The organism is Hymenobacter jeongseonensis (assembly GCF_015694725.1).
Lineage (GTDB): Bacteria > Bacteroidota > Bacteroidia > Cytophagales > Hymenobacteraceae > Hymenobacter > Hymenobacter jeongseonensis.
In genome coordinates this window covers 173,103-194,098 of sequence record NZ_JADQDQ010000004.1, presented here as the reverse complement: position 1 = coordinate 194,098, position 20,996 = coordinate 173,103, and the positions used below count along the sequence as shown (strand labels likewise).

Genomic DNA, 20,996 nt, shown 5'->3' with positions numbered 1-20,996 from the left:
AGGCTTTGACGGATTTACCGATGGGCCGGATGCAGCTGATTGTTCATGATGGTGGCCAGCATGGAATCGGGCAGCAGCAGGCTGGTGAAGAAGTTGACTTTGGCGCCCATGGTGGGCAGGCTGCGTGCGCCACCTTCCATCAGGGTATCGTAGCCTTCTTCGGCCACTTCCCGGGCCGAAGCCGGGTGCTGGGCGGCGCGGGTATTTTCGGCGTGGGCGGTGCGGAAGAAGTTAGTATCGGTGGGGGGCGGGCAGAGCACGGTCATGGTCACGGCCGAATGCTGCTGCTTTAGCTCGTGCTGCACGGCTTCGGTGAAGCTGAGCACAAAGGCTTTGGTGGCGGCGTACACGGCTTGGCACGGGCTGGGCGTGAAGGAGGCGATTGACCCCACTTGCAGAATACGACCGGCGTTGCGGGCCACCATATCGCGCAAATAGAGCTTGGTGAGGTGCACCACCGCGGCCACGTTCACCTGAATGATGGCCATTTCGGTGTCCACGTCGGTGTCGGAGAAGTAGCCGGTTTCGCCGAAGCCGGCGTCGTTGACGAGGGCGTCAATCTGCAGGCCGCGGGCGGTGGTTTCGGCGTACAGCTTGTCCGGGGTGTCGGGCAGGCTCAGGTCGAAGGGCAGGAGCACAATGTCAATGCCTTCGAATTCCTGATGCAGCAGGCGGGCAGCTTCTTTGAGCTCGTCGAGGTGGCGGGCCACCAGCACCACCCGGTAATCGTCGCGGGCAAAGCACCGGGCCAGTTCGAACCCGATGCCACTTGAGGCGCCAGTAATTAATGCGGTTTGGTCGTTCATGGCTTCTGGGGGTTTAAGTGAGAGGTTTCATACCAAAAAAGCAAGCAGATAATCGATTTGCCAGCCAAGGGAATGAGTCACTCGGGGCCCTTGGATGCCCGGAAGCTGCAGGCGCCTGGTTTCCGGCACCTGCGGCAGCTTGTATAATTTACCTATTTTTCAACTATTCTCATCCCTGCACTCTCCTTCTGAAACGCGTCATCTGGAATGCTGACTGGCTTCTTTTTCAACTACATTCCAAAGACCCAAACCACCCCAAACAGGCTGCATAGTTGCTCTCCGTTTAGGTGTATGAAAAAAGCCCAGCCACGACCTTGCGGCCGTCTCCGGGCTTTGCCCTTGTGCGAATACTGCTTGGTTAGTCAGCTTTCAACGCCTCTTCATCATCGACTTTGAAGCGGGGCTGCCCCAGCAAGCCAAACAAATAAGTAAACCCGGCCACCAGCCAGAGCGAAAACCAAACGTCGGACAGGTAGTGCGCGCCCAGCACCAAACGCCCTACCCCAATCAGGACGGGCAGCGCCAGCAGCGGCACCCGCCAGCGCGGAAATGCCACCGCCAGCGGCCAGAACAAGCTGAAGTAAACGGCCGTGTGCGTCGAGGGAAATGAGTCGTTGTGCGGGCCGGGTTGCCACAGGCCCAGCCCCGGATAGCCCGTCCCGAACAGTACCTCGGGCCGCAGGCGGTGCACCACACCTTTTAGCACTCGGGCCAGCACCATGCTGAACTCGTGCGTGAGCAGCAGCACTAGAAAAAGCGTGGCCCCGCGCTGCCGGAGCACGTAGCGACCCACCACAAACGCCACTCCCAAGGCCAGGAAGATGACGGGAATGCCCACCACGTGCATTTTCAGGGCGCCATGCGTGGCATCGGCCGCGGCCGTGAGCGCGCCGAAAAAAGGCATGGCCCACCCGAAATACTGATAGAAAAATAGCGCCAGCGGCTGGTCCAGGAAGAAGATAAGCAGCACACATGCCGGCAGCGTGAGGGCCGTGAAGCTGAGAAACTGGCGGAGGCTCATGCAATGGGGTTAGTTTTGTCCTATACCGGCTTTGCTCTTTCCGGTATCATCAGTGCTGCAGTATTAGTCGCTCGACGCCGACCAAGCAGACCAAACAAATAAGTAAACCCGGCCACCAGCCAGAGCGAAAACCAAACGTCGGACAGGTAGTGCTCACCCAACACCAAGCGCCCCAGCAAAATCAGGGTGGGCAGCACCAGGAGCGGCACCTGCCACCGCGGAAACGCCACGGCTAGCGGCATAAACAAGCTGAAATATCCTGCCACATGCCCCGAAGGAAACGAGTCATTATGCCCCGTCGCTGCCCCGAATCCCAGACCCTGGTAGCCGGCAGCTAACAGGACTTCGGGTCGCAGTCGGTGCACAGTGCCCTTCAACAAGCTGGCACTGGCTTGGCTGGCAAGGTGGGTGAGCAGCACGATGAGAAACACGGTTCCCCAGCGCTGCCGCAGCACCCAACGAAACACCACAAAACCCGCAATCAGCAAAACCCACAAGGCGGGCAGGTGCAGAATCTGAAGCCCTATTGTTTTACTGTAGCCAGCGTCAACCAGCGCGGTGTACGCAGCAAAAAAGGGCACCCCACCCGACAAGTACTGATTAACAAATAGCGCCAAGGGCTGGTCAAGTAGCAGGACGAGTAGAATGCAACTCGGGAGCGTAATGGCAGTAAAAATGAGAAACTGACGGAGCGTCATAACTAACTGGGGCGCAAGTGCAACACGCTACGATTAGTGCCCCAGGGCCGCATTCAGCGCCACAATGGCCGGCTGGTACTCTTCGCGGCCCACGATAAACTGAATGTTCACCTTGCGCAGGGCGAATCCGGCGCTGCGGATATTGATGCCTGCCTCGGCCAGGGCGCCGGCGGCGCGGGCCAGCAGGCCAGGCTCGTCGATGTTGGAGCCAATGAGGCAGACCAGGGCGGCGTCTTCGATGGTGACCTGCTCGTATTTGGTTTCCAGGGCCGCCACCAGCTCGGGCAGCAGGTCTTTTTCCCAGATGAGCAGCGTGATGCTGTTGGCGCTGGTGGCCTTGAAAATGTAGCTCACGCCGAGGTCGAAAAACACCTGCATCAGGTGCAGGTCGAAGCCGGCCGTGCCCACCATCAAGGGGTCGTGGATGTCGATGAGGACGACTTTGTCGGTGCCCGTGATGACTTCGATGTGCTTGCGGTTCGACACGAAATCGCGGGTGATGAGCGTGCCGGGGTGCTCGGGCTCGAAGGTGTTTTTGATGCGCAGGTTGATGGCGTTTATCTCCAGCGGCTTCGAGGCTTTGGGGTGAATGGCCTCCATGCCCACGTCGGCAAGCTGGTCGGCCACGTCGTAGTTGGTGAAGCCCACGGGGCGGCAATGCTCCAGGCCCACGAGATTGGGGTCGGCGGAGCAGAGGTGGTATTCTTTGTGAATGATGGCCTCCCCCGGCTGCACGGCCACGGCAATCTTGCTGAAGGTCACTTCCGAATACCCGCGGTCGAACTCCCGCATAATACCCTCAGTGCCTTTGGTATAGCCGGTGGCAATGCAGATGGTGTTGGCAAAATCAATACCGGCGAAGGCCTGCTTGATGCGTTCGTCAATGGTCAGGGCCCGCGCGTCCTCAAAACCGCTCAGGTCGACCAACGTGGCGTTTACGCCCCGGTTTTGCAGGATATTCACGGAGTTGAACGCCGAATGCGCCTCCCCTATCGAGGCCAGAATTTCGCGGGCGGCTTGCAGAATATTGGTGCTGTTGACGTAGCCGGAGGCCAGCACATTGGTGAGGCTTTCGAGGTAGGTCTGGGCCTGGTCGATGCGCTGCTGAATGAAGGCATCGGCCACGGCCAGGTTCAAGCCCAGCGGCTCGTAGTTCTTGTTCAGTTCCTGAAGCTTGGTGGCCACTTCCTGCAGCGCCTGCCGAAACTCCTGCTGCTGGGTGATGCGGTGGTAGACGCCGGGGGCGCCGGTTTTCTTGTTTTCGAGCAGCCAATTGGTGACGTTGGCGTAGGCCGAGACGACGAAAATGCGGTTGTATAAGTCCTGGCCGCTGCGGCTGTGGAAGATGATGTTGTCGAGCACATCGGCGAAGGCGGTCATGGAAGTGCCGCCGATTTTTTCTACTGTAAGCACGGGGGTAAGCAAAAGGCTCAGGAGCCTATGATAATGAAATAGCTAGTTAACTGCAAAAGAACGTCATGCTGAGCGCAGTCGAAGCATCTCGCTCGCATCGTTCTCACGATTGGATTACTGCCCCGAGCGAGATGCTTCGACTGCGCTCAGCATGACGTTTTGTTTGGCCGTTCAACGACAAGATGCAAAATATTGCGTCTCTACTGCGCGGGCTCTTTGCCGTAGGAAATCATGTTCGTAATCAAGCGGAACGCCCCAGGCACGCCGGCGGGCAGCTCGCGAAACAGTGACAGGCCTGTGTAGATGTAGTGGCCCTTGCCGTAGTCCGCGACCAGGATGGCGCTTTCCTTGGCCTTCTCACCGGGGTCGGCGCTGCTGATGACGGTTTGGTACTTGGGGTCCCAGGAGCTGGGGTAGTAGAGGCCCTGCTCCTGCACCCAACCCTTGAAATCCTGCTCGGTGATTTTGTTTGGGTAGTTGAGCAGCGCGTGCTTGGGCTTGAGGAAGGTGACCGGGGCGTCTTCCACGGTCACCCGGTCGTTGCTCAGCTTCATGGGATACGGGCCGATTTCGGGCATCACGGTGCCGCGGGCCACGGCGTACTGCACGATGACGTTGCCGCCGCCTTCGATGTACTTGAGGATTTCGGGCTGCTGGGTTTTGAGGCGGTCCACGGTGTTGTAGGCGCGGATGCCGACCACCAGGGCGTCGAACGTTTTGAGGCGGGCGGCGGTGAGGTCCTGCGGTTCAATCAGGGTCACGGTGTAGCCGATTTGGCGGAGGGCGTCGGGCACTTCGTCGCCGGCGCCCATGAGGTAGGCCACGTTCTGGCCGCGCCGCTTCAGGTCGAGCTTCACCAGCGGGGCCACGGCTTCGGGGAAGAGGTACTGCGTGGGAATGTGCGGGTACACAATGGGCTGGATGCCGCGCGAGTACTTCTGGCCCTCTACCGTGGCGGTGGCGCGCAGCTCGGAGTGGCCGGAGGCGGCCCCAGCGCTGGGCTGCACCTGAAAGTTCACGGTCAGCTCCTGGTCTTTGTTGGCAAGGATGAAGGGCACGGTGGCAGGTTCCGATTTCCAGCCGGTGGGCAGGGCCAAGGCGAGGTTGCCGCTCACGCCAGCGCGCCCGGCGCGGAGGGTGACGGGCACGGTCTTGGGCTGGTTGTCGGCAAAGACGTAGGAACGGGCGGGCGGCAGGTTCACCATCACGGGCGGCACCACGGCCAGCGGCTGGTAGAGCTCGCCGAGTACGGGGTCGGTGTGCTTGTATTGGACGGGCACTTCCATGTACAGGTCAAATGGACGCGCTTGACCAGGACTTTCAACCTCCATCCGCACGCGGCAGTAGGGATACGACGGGTTTTCGGGCTGGCCCATTAGCTCGGGCTGATTAAACAATATCTTGTATCCGCGTTCGCCATCCCGACCGCCCAGTACCTCCTTAGGAAGTTTGTACATGCCAGGGCTGCCAGGCTCGCGAAGCCAATAGGGCTGGCTGATACTGGCTTCACCAATATCAAGCGTGGCAGTCGTGCTCACGATTTTGTCGGCCGTGAGCGGCTGAGCCGGAGCAGCTTTGGCTGATTCTACTCCGGGCTTAAATTCAAAGCCCATATAGGAAACACCTTGCAGGGCAACTTTGTGCTGCGACCGATTCAGCGCTGAAATTGTGATGGCCACGGGCTGTCCCGCAGCTATTAACGGAGCGTCGGCGGTGGCTTCGACGTACAGACCCAGGCACGCCTGCAGCAGTTTATCTGCCTGCTTTAGCTTGAGCTGAGCCAGGGGGTCTTTGCCATCCGACGCGCGCTCCCACAAGTCTTCACGGATGGCCATCAGGGCAGGTATGCTAGCGGAGGGTTTGTTGGGGTCATACTTTCGAATCACCTCCTGAATCAGCTTGCTCAACGCAGCACCTTCCTTCGTCCGGTTCCAGGTTATATCAATACCGTCGAACGGGTCTTTGGCCGCCTTCTCCCCTTTCAGCTGCTGGAAGTACTCCAGCGCCTCGCCCCGCTGGGCGGCCGAGCCGAAGCCCTGGCTGCGGTGGTTGCTGCGGCTGCGGGCCGCGATTTCGCCGTAGCTCTGGCCCAGCAGGGGGTTGTAGCCGCCGGCGTCGAGCTTGAGGTAGCCAGCCATGTCTTCGCCGGGCTTCACGAAGAAGCTGCCGGTGTTCCAGAACAGGCGTTTGGGCTGCCAGGCTTGCACGTACTTGAGCTGCTCGGGGAAGCGCTTGGGGTCGCCGGCGGCGACAAAGGCTTCGGCGGCGAGGATGGCGCTGGCGGTGTGGTGGCCGTGGCCGCCGCGGCCGTCGGTGGGGAAGCGGGTGATGAGCACATCGGGCCGGCGCTGGCGGATGACCCACACCATGTCGGCAAGCACCTGCTCCTTGTCCCAGATGCGGAAGGTTTCCTCCGGGGTTTTGGAGAAGCCGAAGTCGTTGGCGCGGGTGAAGAACTGCTGGCCGCCGTCGGTGCGCCGGGCCGCGAGCAGCTCCTGCGTGCGAATCACGCCGAGGCCCTCGCGCAGCTCGGGGCCGATGAGGTTCTGGCCGCCGTCGCCGCGGGTGCAGCTCAGGTAGCCGGTTTCGAGCAGGCGCTCGTTGGCCATATAGGCGATGAGGCGGGTATTTTCGTCGTCGGGGTGGGCGGCGATGTAGAGCACCGAGCCGAGGACGTTGAGCTTCTTCAGGCCCAGCAGGATGTCCGAAGAAGAGTAGGTTTTGGGCGTTTGGGCCAGGGCCGCGAGGGGCAAGAGTAGCGCCGCCAGCAGCGGGCGTAGGGAACGAATCATGCGGGAGAAACCGGAATTGAAGCCGTGAAGTTACCTTACAGTTGCCAGGCAGCTGAACCGTTAACGGCGGCGATTAGCTTGGTCAAAAACGATGGGGGCCGTCCAGTCCCATTGCTGCCAGCGGCCAAACCGATAGCAGGCGCCCCATTCGGTTGCCGCTGCCACCGCTCTGGCTGCTGTCATGGCCAACGAGTCGTAAGGCATTCCGGTGCCTTTCACCAGCACCACGCGGCAGTTGCGCCCCGTGCTATCGGGTTGGAATTGAATGAATACGCGCCTGGGAACTTGTGCTCCCTGTTTGGGTACCTTGCGCCAATTAATGGCTTGGTACAACTGTTTTTGAAACTCTTTGCCTGCCGACGATGGAAATACTTGGCATCCCCGGTTGTCGAAGGTTTGCTGGCCAACCAGCTTTCCTTGCCCAAAGCGCAGTAACCAATCCTTTTCATAGATGGATGCGTAGCCCATGGGCTCATAGTGCAATAGCTTTCCCAGCACCACATCCAATTGGCCCGTCACCCAACTCGCGACAATGCGGTGAGGAGCATCGAATGGAAACCACTGGTGGAGTACAGCAGGCGAAATCGCCTTGCCGCCGCAGGGCTGCACAGCCACCAAGTACAGTTGGTCGTTTTCCAACTGCCACATTGCTTCATACCCCCGCCAACAATTGGTACCTACCCCCTTCAATTCGGGCGGCCGCTGGGGCAATTCATCAAGCCACTGCTCCAACGGATTAGAGTGCAGTAGAAGGGTGTCGCCGCGGTAAATCAGTCGGTCTGGTGTTTGCGCAGTGCCCAAAGCCATATGGGGCAGCAGCACAACTAAAAGCGCAGCGAGCGACCATTGCAAGGAGCAAATCATGCGGGAAAAAAATAGACTTGAAGACGTGAAGTTACCAGCCCATTGGCTCCCTCCCACTTATCCCAACAACTTCCGTTTGCCATTTGGATGAGGTTGTGCCGAACTCATCACGTTCCAGAGTTGAACGGTCACGCTTGCCTTACGCCGACCCTCAGCGCGAACCCAAGACGCGAAGAATTATGGTTCTACCTCGTTTCATAAAAATACATATAAGTCATTCTTATTAATTAATAAGCCGATTAGTCCGGTTTGTTATAGCAAATTTCTCTATTGAACCAACTTTTCATTATATAAATATACAATGAAATATAATTATTCAAAACACAAGGTTAGTTGGCCCAAATCGGCCTGTGTTTTGGTCAACATGGGATGGGATGGCATTACAACTTTTTTCAATCTTACAAGTTCCCTGCCGAAGATTTAGCCACTCAATTTGCTCGCCGCATTACTGAGCGAGACAATCTGCCGCCTCTGAGCCAGGAACTCCCCGCCGTGCAGGCTCGCGTGGCGGCAAATGGTGCTGCTGGCCGTGGTGGTAGGGCCGGTTTCGGCACCGGACCGGGTCTGAAATTGCAACCGTGCGGAGCCAATGGCCGGGCGCCGGCGCAACATCGCGCCGGTTGGACACGTCTTTGGCGTGGCTGAACTTCATTTGTGGTGAATTCGGTTTACCTCCTACCTCGGCCGTCGCTTGGCGGCTTTTTCCTGCTATATGACGCTACATCTTTCTCGCGTGTCGCTGCCAGTGCTGTTGGCCGCCACGCTCCTTTCTTCTTGTGCCCGCCGGCCCCAGGCCAGCATGGCCACTGCCTCTACTGCTGCCATCAGCGCGCCCGTGCCGGCCGTTGTTACGGAGCCCGAAGCCAAGCCCACCCCTGCGCCGGCGCCTGCCCCGGTGGGCGACCTGAGCTCGTCGCAATGGTATCTGAAAGATTCGCGGCTCGACAAGGTGCCCGGCGTGGGCGCCACCCGGACATACGAGGAAATTCTGAAAAACCGGACAGCCACCCCCGTCATCGTCGCTGTTATTGACTCGGGCATCGACACGGCCCACGTGGACCTGAAGGCCATGCTGTGGACCAACACCAAGGAAATTGCCGGCAACGGCCTCGACGACGACAAGAACGGCTACGTGGACGACGTGCACGGCTGGAACTTCCTGGGCGGTACCGACGGCCGCAACGTGAACGCCGAAACCCTGGAAATGACCCGCATTGTGGCCGCCGGCCGCAAGCGTTTCAAAGGCAAAACCGCCGCCACGGTGAAGCCCACTGAAAAGGCCGATTACGCCTTGTATGTGAAAGCCGAAAAAACATACAAAGCCCGTTTGGCCGAAGAGACCGAGCGCGCCCAGCAAGTGGAAAGCATGGCCGGCCCCCTCACCCTGATGGTGGGCAACATGAAGCAGGCCCTGGGCGTGACCACGCTGGACACTACCGCCCTGCGCAACGCCAAAACCGACGACCCCAACCTGCAGCGCGCCATTGCAGGCATGCTAGACATGATGAACCAAACCAGTTCGGCCGATGCCGACGACCTACTGAAACAGCTGAACGATGGCGTGAAGCAGGAGCGTAGCATGCTGGAAAACTCGCTGAATCTGACTTTCGACCCGCGCACCGACATCGTGAAGGACAACCCCAGCGACCTCACCGAGCGCCACTACGGCAACAACGACATTCACGGCCCCGACCCCATGCACGGCACCCACGTATCGGGTATCATCGCGGCCGTGCGCGACAACAACCTCGGCGTGCTGGGCCTGGCGCCCATGCCCGTGCGCATCATGACGGTGCGGGCCGTGCCCGACGGCGATGAGCGCGACAAGGACGTAGCCAACGCCATTCGCTACGCCGTGGACAACGGCGCCCAGATTATCAACATGAGCTTCGGCAAGGAATTCTCGCCCCAGCGCCAGGCCGTGGAGGCCGCCTTCAAGTACGCAGCCAGCAAAAATGTGCTGCTCGTGCACGCGGCCGGCAACGAAAACGCCAACCTCGACGTGACCAACAACTACCCGGCCTCGTTTTACATCAACAACACGGCCGTGCCGAACCTGCTCACGGTGGGCGCTTCCGGCCCGCGCGACAACGCCCAGCTCACCGCTAGCTTCTCAAACTACAGCAAGAAGGCAGTGGACGTATTCGCGCCCGGCGTGGCCATTTTCAGCACGTTGCCCGGCAGCAAATTCGGCAACGAAAGCGGCACCAGCATGGCCTCGCCCGTAACGGCGGGCGTGGCGGCAGTGCTCAAGTCCTACTTCCCCAAGCTCACGGCGGCGGAGCTGAAGCGCATCATCATGCAGTCGGCCCAGGTGCACCGCACCAAAGTCAACCTGCCCGGCTCCGATAAAATGGTTGATTTCTCGACCCTTTCGGTCACTGGTGGCGTGGTGGATATGTACGAAGCCGTGAAGCTAGCCGAGAAGTCGGCGTTGTAAAGCGCGGGCTCCACCCGTGGCGGGCACCTCCCCCCGGCCCCGCTCCAACAGAGAGGTGAGCCACGGCAGCTCCAATACACAAAAAAGGCCCGGCTCGATTGAGCCGGGCCTTTTTTATTGATTAACGTCAGGCTTCCCTCGCTGTTGGAGTGGGGCCGGAGGTGAGGTTGCCGGCCTACAAAACCCCCTTTTCTTCTTTCCGGAAGTGGTTTAGCACCAGCTTATCCATCAGTCCCGGCAGCAGCTTGTTCATGAACACCGTGAACTTGCCTTGGCCAGTGAGCACCAGGGAACGCCGGCGCTGCTGCACGGCCTTCAGGATTTCATCGGCCACGGCTTCGCTGCTCATCATGGCGCCTTCGTCGCGCGGCGACTCGCCCTGCGACGAGCCATCGGCGGCCAGGGCTACCTGGCGGATGTTGGACGAAGTGAAGCCCGGCGCGGCCGTGAGTACGTTCACGCCCTGGTCGAGCAATTCGGTGCGCAGGGCTTCGAGGAAGCCGTTCATGGCAAACTTGGAGGCCGAGTAGCCGGTGCGTCCCGGCAGGCCCCGGTAGCCGGCAATGCTGCTGATGCCCACAATGCTGCCCTTGCTGGCCAGCAGGTGCGGCAACGCAAATTTGGTGGTGAAAACCGTGCCGAAGAAGTTGGTTTGCATGAGCCGCTTAATGACCTCCAGGTCAGCGTCCTGAAAACGGGCCCGCATGGAAATGCCGGCGTTGTTGAGAAGCACATTGAGCCCGCCAAACCGGGCCACGGTTGCCTGCACGGCGCGCTCGGCGGCAGCTTCGTCGCCTACGTCGGCCCGCACGGGCAGGTTGGCAATGCCCGCGGCGGTCAGCGCCTGGGTGGTTTCGGCCAGCTTGGCCTCGTCGCGACCGGTGAAGGCGACCTGGTAGCCGGCGCGGCCGAAAGCCAGCGCGCACGCCCGACCAATGCCCGACGTGCCGCCCGTGATAAGTACTGTTTGCGTTGGCATAAACTAAAAAAACATTGCCCGGCGCCCCGGCCCGGGTGCCAGCGGAGAGAATGGGGCAAACTTACGGCCGGCCCGCACCATTTTGCCCGGGCCGCTACTGGTGCCAGCGAGCAGCCACTACCTGGCACCCCATTGCCGAGCTGCAAAAACGGAAAAACCGCACGGCGGAATTGATTGAGAATTGGGCAATTAAACGCGGTCAAATGGCAGTTTGCAGGGCGCTGAACTCATTTCATGCTTACATTTATCCACTGAATTCTACCCGTTTCAATTTGATTCCTGTATGGCCACACTCTTACGTTCTTGGTTTTGCGTTGCGCCAAGCATTGTGGCCGTTTTGCTCTTATTAGGTTCGTCTTCAGCATGGGGCCAAACCACTTGCCCAATAGCCGCCACCTGCACGCCGGGCCGGGCTAGCAGCGCCCAGGCCGCGGCTTTCAACATGGGCATCCTGAACGTGACGCTGGGCACCACGCTCATCAACAACACCACCGCCGGCCAGAGCGACGGCTACCAAGACTACAGCTGCACCCTGAACGCCGCCCTGCTCCTCGGCCAGAGCTACCCCATCAGCATCCGCACCAATGCCGGCACGCCGGAAAACGTGCGCGTCTGGATAGATTACAACAACGACGGCGCCTTTACTGGCAACAACGAGCTGGTGTTTAGCTCCAACAACCGGCTGCTGCACACCGGCACCATCACGCCGCCCGCCGCAGCCACCGTGGGCAGCCGCCTGCGCCTGCGCGTGGCCGCCGACTTTGCCAACGGCGTGGTGCCCACGGCCTGCTCCACCCCGCAGTACTCGCAAACCGAGGACTACAGCTTGACGCTGGCCAGCAATGTGAGCGCGCCCACGGCGGCCTTCACCACCGACGGCCTCCTTACTTGCTCGGGCTGCGTGCAGTTCACCGATGCCAGCCAGAACCTGCCCACGGCCTGGCGCTGGGACTTTGGCGACGGCACCACCAGCACCGACCAAAACCCCAGCCACTGCTACACCACGGCCGGCACCTACCGCGTAACCCTGGAAGCCACGAACGCGGCCGGAAGCAACACCAGCGCCACCACCAGCATCGTGTACGACAGCCTGGTGCCGGTGGCGGCCAGCTGCGCGCCCCAAACCGTGAACTACTTCGCCAACTACGGCATCACCCGGTTCGAGCTCAACACCATCGAGCACACTTCTGCCAATGGCAGCGCCGGCTACCAGGATTTTACCTGCCCCCAGCGCACGGAGCTCACCATGGACGTGACGTATCCCATGACCATCACCACGGGCGGGGTCAACCCGCACGACATCCGGGTGTACCTCGATGGCAACAATGACGGCGTATTTGCCCCCGCCGAACTCCTATTTGAAAGGCTGAATACGCCCAGCCCCGGCGCCAGCACCACCGTGAGCCTGCCCGCGGGCACCGTGCTCAACCAAGGCCTGCGCCTGCGGGTGATAGCCGATGCCGTGGGCAACAACCCCGGCCCCTGCAACCGCCCGGTGAGCGGCCAGATTGAAGACTACACCGTGGTGGCCCGGCCCAATCTGCTGCCGCCGTTCATCAACTTTTCGAGCAGCTACGTGGCCGGGGGCTGCGTGAACCCCGTGCAGTTCACCGACCTCACCACCAACCAGCCCACTTCCTGGCTGTGGGATTTTGGCGACGGCACCACCAGCACCGAGCAAAATCCCTCGCACCAGTACACCGCGCAAGGCAGCTACAACGTGACCCTGTCGGCCACCAATATTTACGGCACGGCCAGCATCACGCGCCTAAACGCCGTGCGAATACTCATCCCCTGCATCAGCTACTGCGCGGCCAATGGCACGGGCAGCTATGGCCCCGGCGGCACCCAGTTGCCCAGCCCCTTCTACATCACGGCCGTGCGCGTGAGCACGGCCCAGCCGGCTTATGCCAATGTCACGGGCAATGCCCCCGGCGGCTACGGCAACTACACCAACCAGGCCATAACCGTATCGCCCGGCAGCCAAATCAACATCGCCGTGACCACCAACCTGGCCATCATGCACCGCACCTACGTGTGGGTGGACTGGAACATGGACGGCGTTTTCGGTCCTGCAGAGCTGATGGTGGACGGCGTGTCGAACAGCGGCCCCACCTCGGCCACGTACGAGGCCAGCTTCGCGCCCCCTGCCAATAGCGGCGTCCTCAATACCCGCATGCGCGTGCTGAGCGTGGTAAACACCAATACCATTCCTCCGTGCTCCGGCGCCATCCTCAACGCCGAAGTGGAGGACTACCAGCTGCGCGTGGTGCCCCTGGCCACCCGCCCCCTACTGGCCCTTCCGGGCCTCCACCTCTTCCCCAACCCGACGCTGGACGGACGGGTGCGCCTGCGTTTGTCCGAGCCCATAGCCACGGGAACCTACGCCGCCGAAGTCCAAACCCTGCTCGGCGCCACCGTGCTGCGCACTACCCTGTGCCTGGCCCCCACCGCCGACGCGGAACTGGACCTGAGCGCCCTTGCGCCGGGCATTTACGTGCTGCACCTGCGCGATGCTCAGGGCCAGACCGCTGTGCGCCGCGTGGTACGCGAGTAAGGCGCGCCGTTTGCCGCCCTTCCCATTTTTCTACCTCCACTCCCTTTCCCGCGATGGCCGCTAGGCCATCCGCCCCTCCTACCCTTTACTGTTTATATGCCTACACTCCTACTCCGGCGTTTTCTTGGGTCGATTGCACTGCTGGCGCTGTTTCTGCTTGCCGGCCGGCCGGCGCAGGCCACCCACCTGCTGGGCGGCGAGATGAGCTACCGCTACCTCGATGCCAATGGCCCCGTGGGCAATCCGTTTCGCTACGAAATAACCGTTTCCATCTACAGCAACGGCCTCTACACCACTTCCAACCCAAACAGCGGCATTGCCCCGTACCCCGAGTTTGCCGAGGTAGAGATTTACAACAGCGACACCACTGCCAACTACATTGGCCGCTTTACGGCCCTGCGCCAAGGGCCGGCCAACCCGCAGCCGGTGCTGCCTCCGGTGCCGCTCGGCTGTGCGGTGGCCGGCCCCTACCAGCCGTTTTACCTGTTGAAATACGTGCAGACGGTGAACCTGCCCGCCTCCTCTACCGGCTACTACGCGGTGTATTCGGTGCAGGCGCGCAATACCACCATCACCAACATCTTCGACCCCGGCCAGCAGCCGCTCACCTTGTTTGTGAGCATGGCCGCGCCGCTGACGCCGAACCGCTCCCCCGTATTTTCTGATACGGCGGTGGCCATTATCTGCCAGAACGATACCACGCTGTCGCTCAACAACGCTTTCGACCCCGACGGCGACCGGCTGGTGTACTCATTTGGCAGCCCCTATGGACAACGCAGCAACCCCGGAGCCTTCCCACCCCTGCCGCCCCCCGTTCCCTACAATACGGGCTACAGCGTAACCAATCCCTTCGGAACAGGGGCCGGCAACTTTGCCCTCATCAACGCCAGCACCGGCGTGGCCAAATACGGCGGCATGAACAATGGCCAGTACGTGGTGGCCGTGGACGTGTCGGAGTACCGCACCATCAACGGACGGGAGGTACTCATTGGCACCACCCGCCGCGATTTGCAGCTCGTGGTATCGACCTGCCCGCCCACCCGGCCGCCCATTCTACCGCCCGTCAGTACCACGCCCCGCAGCTACGTAATCGAGGAGGGGCAGACGCTGCGGATTCCCATCACGGCCACTCAGCCCGATGGCAACCACCCGTTGGTGATGACCGTGAACAGCGCCCTGCTCGACGGCAGCGGGCCGTTTGATGCCAGCTTCAATGGCAACGCCGGCACCGTCGTGCCCGGCAACCTGACGGGCACGGCCACGGCCACCGGCACGGGCTCGGTGAGTGGCACCATCGTGTTCAATTCAGTTTGCGGCGATGCCCGCGCCACGGCGTACGACTTGGCCGTGACCGTGAAAGACAACGGCTGCGGCGGCCGCCAAGTATCCGATGTTTTCCGGGTGACGGTGAACCGCGCGGCCGGTCCCACGGCCATCAACGGGCCCGTCACCGTCTGCGACCCCACCACCGTGCGGACGTACACCGCCACGGGTCCCGCAGCCGCGTCCTACAACTGGCGCGTGCTGGGCGGCACGCTTATCAGCGGCCAGGGCACGGGCACCGTGCGCGTGACCTGGGCCGGTACCAACACGACCGGCACGCTGGTGCTCAAGGGAATTTCAGCGCGCGGCTGCCCCACCGACTCGCTGGTGAAAACCGTGGATATCCGGCCGCTGCCGGCCCTAACGGTGACGGCCACCGCTCCCACGATTTGCCAGGGCGGGACTTCTATCCTGGCCGTGACCGGCATTCCCGGCCTAGCCTACTCCTGGAGTGGCGGCGGGCTCAGCTCAACCCGGGCCACGCTTACCGTTTCGCCCACAGCCACCACGACTTATACCGTGGTGGGAACCGACGGCACCTGCACCACCTCGGCCAGCGTGACGGTGACCGTGACGCCGCCGCCCGCCGCGCAGGCCGGCGCCGACCGTAGTATTTGCCCCGGCACGCCTTCGGTCCCGCTGGGCGCGCCCGCCGTAGCGGGCTACACCTATACTTGGAGCCCGGCCACCGGCCTGAGCAACCCCAACATTGCCCAGCCCACCGTGACGCTGCCCAATACCACGGGCGCCCCGCTCGAAACAGTTTATACCCTCACGGTGGCAACTGGCACCAACTGCACCAGCACCAGCACGGTGCGCGTGGCGGTGAGCCCCGCCGCCGTGGCCGATGCCGGCCCGGCTCTTACCACGTGCCCGGCCACCGCCTCGGCCCCGCTCGGCACCGCCGCACTGCCGGGCTACACCTACACTTGGAGCCCGGCCACCGGCCTGAGCAACCCCAACTTTGCGCAGCCCACCGTGACCCTGCCCAATGCCACCGGCGCTCCCATCACGGTCACATATACGGTGACGGCCACCAGTCCCACAGGTTGCACGGCAACTTCGGTGGTATTGGTAACGGTGAGCCCGGCGGCCGTAGCCAACCCCGGTTTGGCGGTCAGTTTCTGCTCGGGTACGGTTTCGGCGGCGCTGGGTGGCACGGCCGTGGCCGGCACTGCGTACAGTTGGAGCCCGACCACCGGCCTGAGCAACCCGAACATTCTGAACCCGACAGTGACCGGCACCAATACTACCGGCGCCCCCATCGTGCGGACGTACACTCTCACGGCGACCACGGCCAACGGCTGCGCGGCCACAAGTTCCGTGAACGTGACCATCAACCCCGCCGCCGTGGCCGATGCGGGACTGCCAAAGCAAACCTGCTCGAATGTGGGCGTGGTCATTGGCGGCGCGGCCGTGGTCGGCACCGCGTATAGCTGGAGCCCGGCCACCGGCCTGAGCAGCGCTTCGGTGCTGAACCCGACGGTGACGCTGCCCAACTTTGGCGCGGCACCCATTACGCAGGTGTACACGCTCACAGCCACCACGGCCAACGGCTGCGTGGCCACCGCCACGTTAAACGTGACCATCAACCCCGCCGCCGTGGCCGATGCGGGACTGCCGAAGCAAACCTGCTCGAACGTGGGCGTAGTCATTGGCGGCGCGGCCGTGGTCGGCACCGCGTATAGCTGGAGCCCCGCCACCGGCCTGAGCAGCGCTTCGGTGCTGAACCCAACGGTGACGCTGCCCAACCTGACCGGCGCACCACTCACCCAACAGTACATTTTGCTAGCAACCACAGCCAATGGCTGTGTGCAGCGCGACACAGTGCTGGTGACTATCAACCCGGCCGCTGTGGCCGTGACCGGGGCCAACCAGGCCGTGTGCTCGGGCTCGGCCATTATGCTGGGCGCCGCCCCGGTTGCAGGCTACACCTACAGCTGGAGTCCCGCCACCGGCCTAAGCAGCGCCAACGTGGCTAACCCCACGTTCACGCTGACCAACACCACCGGCACACCAAATTCCCTCGTCTTTACCCTGACGGCTACCACTGCCAACGGCTGCGTGGCCACCCGCACCGTGACTGTGGCCGTGAACCCGGCTGCCGTAGCCGAGGCTGGCCCCGATGCCGCCGTCTGCGATGGGCAGCGCCTGACGTTGGGCACTACCGCGCGGCCGGGCTACACCTACAGCTGGAGCCCCGCCACCGGCTTAAGCAGCGCCACGACTGCCCGCCCGGTGTACATGGGAGTAAATGCCACTGCCACCCCACTCACCCGCACCTTCACCGTGACGGCGACATCGGCCATGGGCTGCGTGAGCACCGATGCCGTGACCGTGACCGTGAACCCACGCCCGGCCGCAGAAGCCGTTGCCGGGCCGGTTTCGGTGTGCCCGACGGTGACGGGCGTTGCCTACAATGTACCCACGCCAGCGGCATCGGCCTACACCTGGCTGATTCGGGGGGGCACCATTGCCAGCGGCCAAGGCACGGCGGCCATCACCGTGGATTGGGGCACGGCCACCACCGGAGCTTACCTCAAAGTATTCCGCCTGAATGCCGAAGGCTGTGCTTCCGACACCTTCACCCTGCCCATTATCATCAACCAGCGCCTACAAACAGTACGGCCCACCGGCCCTGGCGACATTGTGGCCGCGGCCCCACTGCCGCGCGCCGTGTGCCAGGCCGATGGGCCATTTACCTACCGCAGCGGGGCATTTGCCAACGGCTCCAGCTATTCCTGGGAGATTATCGGTGGCACGCAGGTGAGCACGGCGCAGAATACCGTGACCGTGCGCTGGGCGCCCGTCGCCGTGCCGACCCTTGGCAAAATCGTGGTGACGGAAACCAGCAACCCGGCCGGCGGCATCTGCCGCGGCGTGTCCGACACCTTGAAGGTGCTGATTAACCCCTCGCCCCAAGCGCTGGCCCTGGTGGGTCTAGCGCTGGTGTGCCAGACCAGCGGGCCGGTGGCATTTTCGCTGCCCGGCGGCCTGCCCGGCTCTACCTATGCGTTTGCCCTCGATGGCACGCCCCTGGCTGGCACCGGCAATGCGCGCACAATGGCCGCCCTGCCCGCCCCCGGCACCTACGTCCTCACGGCGCAGGAAACCACGGCCGGTGGGTGCGTGGGGCCGGTTGTCACCTCCTCCTTCACGGTGAGCCCCACGCCGGTGATACCTACGGTTACGGGCGCGGGCTTTGTGTGCGATTTGGCTACGCCGCAGCCCTTCGCGGTGGCCAACCCGGCGGCCGGCGCCATCTTCCAGTGGACGGTAACGGGCGGCACTGTTGCCGCAGGCCAGGGCAGCAGCCAGATATCCGTTCTGTTCGGCGCCACGGGGCCGTATAGCGTGAGCGCAGCCGAAACCAGCGCCAGCCCGGCCTTGTGCGCCGGCCCGGCTGCTACCCGCACCATTGTGTTCGATAGCCCCGGCCTGGCCCTCGTCAACGCCTCGGTGGACGCGGCGGCCCCCAACAACCAGATTATTCTTAGCCTGAATGCGCCCAATAGCGCCAACACGCCGGGGCCGGTGCGCATTTTGCGGCGGGTGGCGGGCACGGGCACCTTTGCGCCCGTGGGCACGGTGGCGGCTTCGGCCACTACCTACACCGATAACAACGCCGTGGACGCAGCCGCCAACTCCTACGAATACCAGCTGGACCTCACCGACGGCTGCGGCACCGCCGTGCCCAGCACCGTAGCCCATACCATTCGGCTGGTGGCCAGCAACACCGCCACGTCCGGCGGCCGCGAGCAAGGCAGCACGGCCCTCGCCTGGAATGCATTCGTGGGCTTTCCGGTGGCCGAATACCGCATTTACCGCCGCACCGATGCCGGCCCGGCCGTGCTCCTGAGCACCGTGGCCGGCAGCACCTTGCAATCCATAGTGCCCAATGCCGAGCCGGGTTCAGGGATTAGCGCAGGCTTCCTCCAGAGCTTCCGGGTGGTGGCCGTGGGCGCGGGGACTACGCCCTTGCTATCCAATTCCAACGAGGCCAGCGTGAACTTTGAGAATGCGTTGCGGACCTACAACATCATCACCCCTAACCGCGACGGCCAGAACGACGTGCTGGAGATTGACAACATCCAACTCTACCCCGGCAACACGTTTACGGTGTTCAACCGCTGGGGCCGCGAGGTGTACCGTACCACCAACTACCAGAACAACTGGGGCGGCGATGCCAGCATTTCGGCCGGCACCTACTTCTATCTGCTTAAACTGCCCAACGGCACCAGCCTCAAAAACTGGTTTGAAGTGGTGAAATAGCCCGCACTAACGCCCGCATCAGGCAGAAAGGCCTCCCCCACGGGAGGCCTTTTCTATGAAGTACTCGTGATAATTTGGACGTTCGGCAATCCAGCCCATCGCCCAACTTATCACGTCATGCAGAGCGCAGCGAAGCATCTTGCGTGCATTAGTAATTCAATCAACTGAGTCACTGCTGCACGCGAGATGCTTCGCTGCGCTCTGCATGACGAACTAATTTATTCGGCGTTTATCAGGCATGAACCGTTTCCGAAATTCCCGAGATGGTTCCTACCATGCGTGAGATGACTCCCACCGCTACGGAATCGGGCCCCACGATGAGACAGATGGCTCCCGCCAACCCACAGCAGTTCCGGGTTGCTTTTCTGGCAGGGGCTGGAGGCTGAGGCGTTCCCCCGCACTACCTTTGCCTCACCTATGAGCAGAGCTAAAAATATCCCCGCCGAGTTACTTCGCAACGTTAAAATTCAGGACATGGTGGCCGAGGGCAAGTGCCTCGTCCGCGTCGAAAACCTTGTCATCTTCGTGTCGCAGGTGGCCCCCGGCGACGTTGTCGACCTCCGCGTCACTAAGGCCAAGAAGAGTTTTCTGGAAGCCGTTCCCGTCAAGTTTCATTCGTATTCCGAAGAGCGGACGACGCCGTTTTGCCAGCACTTTGGCACTTGCGGCGGCTGCAAGTGGCAGCACCTCACCTACGATGCGCAGTTGCACTACAAGCAACAGCAGGTGATTGACCAGCTCACCCGCATTGGCAAAGTGGCCCTGCCCGAAATTCCCTTTATCCTCTCCTCGCCCCAGCGCACCTACTACCGCAACAAGCTCGAGTACACGTTCAGCGACAACGGCTGGCTGACCACCGAGCAGATAAACGACGATACCACGCAGTACAACCGCGAGGTGCTGGGCTTCCACACCCCCGCCCGCTTCGATAAGATTATCGACGTGCAGCACTGCCACTTGCAGCCCGAGCCGAGCAACGAAATCCGCTTGTTTGTGCGCGACTATGCCCACGAGCAAAAAATCCCTTTCAACAACCTGGTGCGCCAGACGGGTCTGTTGCGCAACCTGATTATCCGCACGGCCCAGAGCACCGGCGAAATCATGGTCATTCTGCAGTGTTACCACGCCGACGAGGCCATCGAGCCGCTGCTCGACGCCTTGCTGGCCAAGTTTCCCGGTATCACCTCCCTCAACTACGTGCTCAACAACAAGGGCAACGAAACCTTCCACGACCTCGACGTGGTGACCTACCACGGCAAGCCCTACATCGAAGAAGAGATGGAAGGCCTGCGCTTCCGCATTGGTCCCAAATCCTTCTACCAAACCAACTCGGAAGGCGCCCACCAGCTCTACAAAGTAGCCCGCGACTTCGCCCAGCTAACCGGCGATGAACTGGTGTACGACCTCTACACCGGCGCCGGCACCATCGCCAGCTTCGTATCGGCCCAGGCCCGCAAAGTCATCGGCGTGGAGTATGTGGAACAGGCCGTAGCCGACGCCCACGTCAACGCCGAAATCAACAACATCACCAACACCGAGTTCTACGCCGGCGACATGAAGGACATCCTCACCGCCGAGTTCACCGCCCGCCACGGCCGCCCCGACGTCCTCATTACCGACCCGCCCCGCGCCGGCATGCACCCCGATGTAGTGGCACGTCTGCTGGAGCTGCGCGCCCCCCGCATAGTGTATATCAGTTGCAACCCCGCCACCCAGGCCCGCGACCTAGAGTTGCTCGACGCCGCCTATAAAGTCACCCGCGTGCAGCCGGTGGATATGTTCCCCCACACCCACCACGTGGAGAATGTGGTGGCACTGGAGTTGAAATAGG

11 protein-coding genes are annotated in these 20,996 nt (G+C 62.0%); 4 read left to right on the top strand and 7 right to left on the bottom strand.

What is annotated here, in order from left to right; all coding sequences use genetic code 11:
- Positions 1–14 precede the first annotated feature (14 nt).
- The 6 genes from I2I05_RS10360 to I2I05_RS10335 all read right to left on the bottom strand — a co-directional run bounded on the left by I2I05_RS10360 (position 15) and on the right by I2I05_RS10335 (position 7,594).
- On the bottom strand, positions 15–806 hold the full coding sequence (locus I2I05_RS10360) for an SDR family NAD(P)-dependent oxidoreductase (protein WP_196282179.1): 792 nt from the start codon (positions 804–806) through the stop codon (positions 15–17).
- A 358-nt stretch (positions 807–1,164) separates the two neighbouring features.
- The gene (locus I2I05_RS10355) at positions 1,165–1,827 is read right to left on the bottom strand and encodes a phosphatase PAP2 family protein (protein WP_196282178.1); all 663 of its coding nucleotides are present in this window, start codon (positions 1,825–1,827) and stop codon (positions 1,165–1,167) included.
- Between the two features lie 20 nt (positions 1,828–1,847).
- The gene (locus tag I2I05_RS10350) at positions 1,848–2,525 is read right to left on the bottom strand and encodes a phosphatase PAP2 family protein (RefSeq protein ID WP_196282177.1); all 678 of its coding nucleotides are present in this window, start codon (positions 2,523–2,525) and stop codon (positions 1,848–1,850) included.
- 33 nt (positions 2,526–2,558) lie between these two features.
- A complete protein-coding gene (locus I2I05_RS10345; protein ID WP_196282176.1) occupies positions 2,559–3,938 on the bottom strand; it encodes an aspartate kinase in 1,380 nt (459 codons plus the stop codon).
- Between the two features lie 200 nt (positions 3,939–4,138).
- Positions 4,139–6,730, bottom strand: a complete 2,592-nt coding sequence (locus I2I05_RS10340; RefSeq protein WP_196282175.1) for a PIG-L family deacetylase — start codon at positions 6,728–6,730, stop codon at positions 4,139–4,141.
- Positions 6,731–6,790: 60 nt separating this feature from the next.
- Positions 6,791–7,594, bottom strand: coding sequence for a hypothetical protein (locus tag I2I05_RS10335; protein WP_196282174.1), 804 nt, complete (start codon positions 7,592–7,594; stop codon positions 6,791–6,793).
- Positions 7,595–8,306: 712 nt separating this feature from the next.
- Here I2I05_RS10335 and I2I05_RS10330 point away from each other — a divergent pair.
- Positions 8,307–10,034, top strand: coding sequence for a S8 family peptidase (locus I2I05_RS10330; RefSeq protein WP_230688271.1), 1,728 nt, complete (start codon positions 8,307–8,309; stop codon positions 10,032–10,034).
- A 175-nt stretch (positions 10,035–10,209) separates the two neighbouring features.
- Here I2I05_RS10330 and I2I05_RS10325 read toward each other — a convergent pair whose 3' ends face one another.
- Positions 10,210–11,013 carry an SDR family oxidoreductase gene (locus I2I05_RS10325; RefSeq protein ID WP_196282173.1) on the bottom strand — a complete coding sequence of 268 codons (804 nt, stop codon included), beginning with the start codon at positions 11,011–11,013 and terminating at the stop codon, positions 10,210–10,212.
- Between the two features lie 283 nt (positions 11,014–11,296).
- Between I2I05_RS10325 and I2I05_RS22335 the strand changes: the two genes are divergently transcribed.
- From I2I05_RS22335 to rlmD, 3 genes are all read left to right on the top strand, one after another.
- Positions 11,297–13,570 (top strand): GEVED domain-containing protein, encoded by a 2,274-nt coding sequence (locus I2I05_RS22335; protein WP_196282172.1) that lies wholly within the window; start codon positions 11,297–11,299, stop codon positions 13,568–13,570.
- Positions 13,571–13,666: 96 nt separating this feature from the next.
- Positions 13,667–19,165, top strand: coding sequence for a T9SS type B sorting domain-containing protein (locus I2I05_RS10315; protein WP_196282171.1), 5,499 nt, complete (start codon positions 13,667–13,669; stop codon positions 19,163–19,165).
- 417 nt (positions 19,166–19,582) lie between these two features.
- A complete protein-coding gene (gene rlmD / locus I2I05_RS10310) occupies positions 19,583–20,995 on the top strand; it encodes a 23S rRNA (uracil(1939)-C(5))-methyltransferase RlmD (RefSeq protein WP_196282170.1) in 1,413 nt (470 codons plus the stop codon).
- Position 20,996 lies beyond the last annotated feature (1 nt).

Bases quoted from the DNA above. Each gene is read 5' to 3' on its own strand.
- I2I05_RS10350 (WP_196282177.1), bottom strand. From the start codon at position 2,525: ATGACGCTCCGTCAGTTTCTCATTTTTACTGCCATTACGCTCCCGAGT.
- I2I05_RS10360 (WP_196282179.1), bottom strand. From the start codon at position 806: ATGAACGACCAAACCGCATTAATTACTGGCGCCTCAAGTGGCATCGGG.
- I2I05_RS10325 (WP_196282173.1), bottom strand. From the start codon at position 11,013: ATGCCAACGCAAACAGTACTTATCACGGGCGGCACGTCGGGCATTGGT.
- I2I05_RS10315 (WP_196282171.1), top strand. From the start codon at position 13,667: ATGCCTACACTCCTACTCCGGCGTTTTCTTGGGTCGATTGCACTGCTG.
- I2I05_RS22335 (WP_196282172.1), top strand. From the start codon at position 11,297: ATGGCCACACTCTTACGTTCTTGGTTTTGCGTTGCGCCAAGCATTGTG.
- I2I05_RS10355 (WP_196282178.1), bottom strand. From the start codon at position 1,827: ATGAGCCTCCGCCAGTTTCTCAGCTTCACGGCCCTCACGCTGCCGGCA.
- I2I05_RS10340 (WP_196282175.1), bottom strand. From the start codon at position 6,730: ATGATTCGTTCCCTACGCCCGCTGCTGGCGGCGCTACTCTTGCCCCTC.
- I2I05_RS10330 (WP_230688271.1), top strand. From the start codon at position 8,307: ATGACGCTACATCTTTCTCGCGTGTCGCTGCCAGTGCTGTTGGCCGCC.
- rlmD (WP_196282170.1), top strand. From the start codon at position 19,583: ATGAGCAGAGCTAAAAATATCCCCGCCGAGTTACTTCGCAACGTTAAA.
- I2I05_RS10335 (WP_196282174.1), bottom strand. From the start codon at position 7,594: ATGATTTGCTCCTTGCAATGGTCGCTCGCTGCGCTTTTAGTTGTGCTG.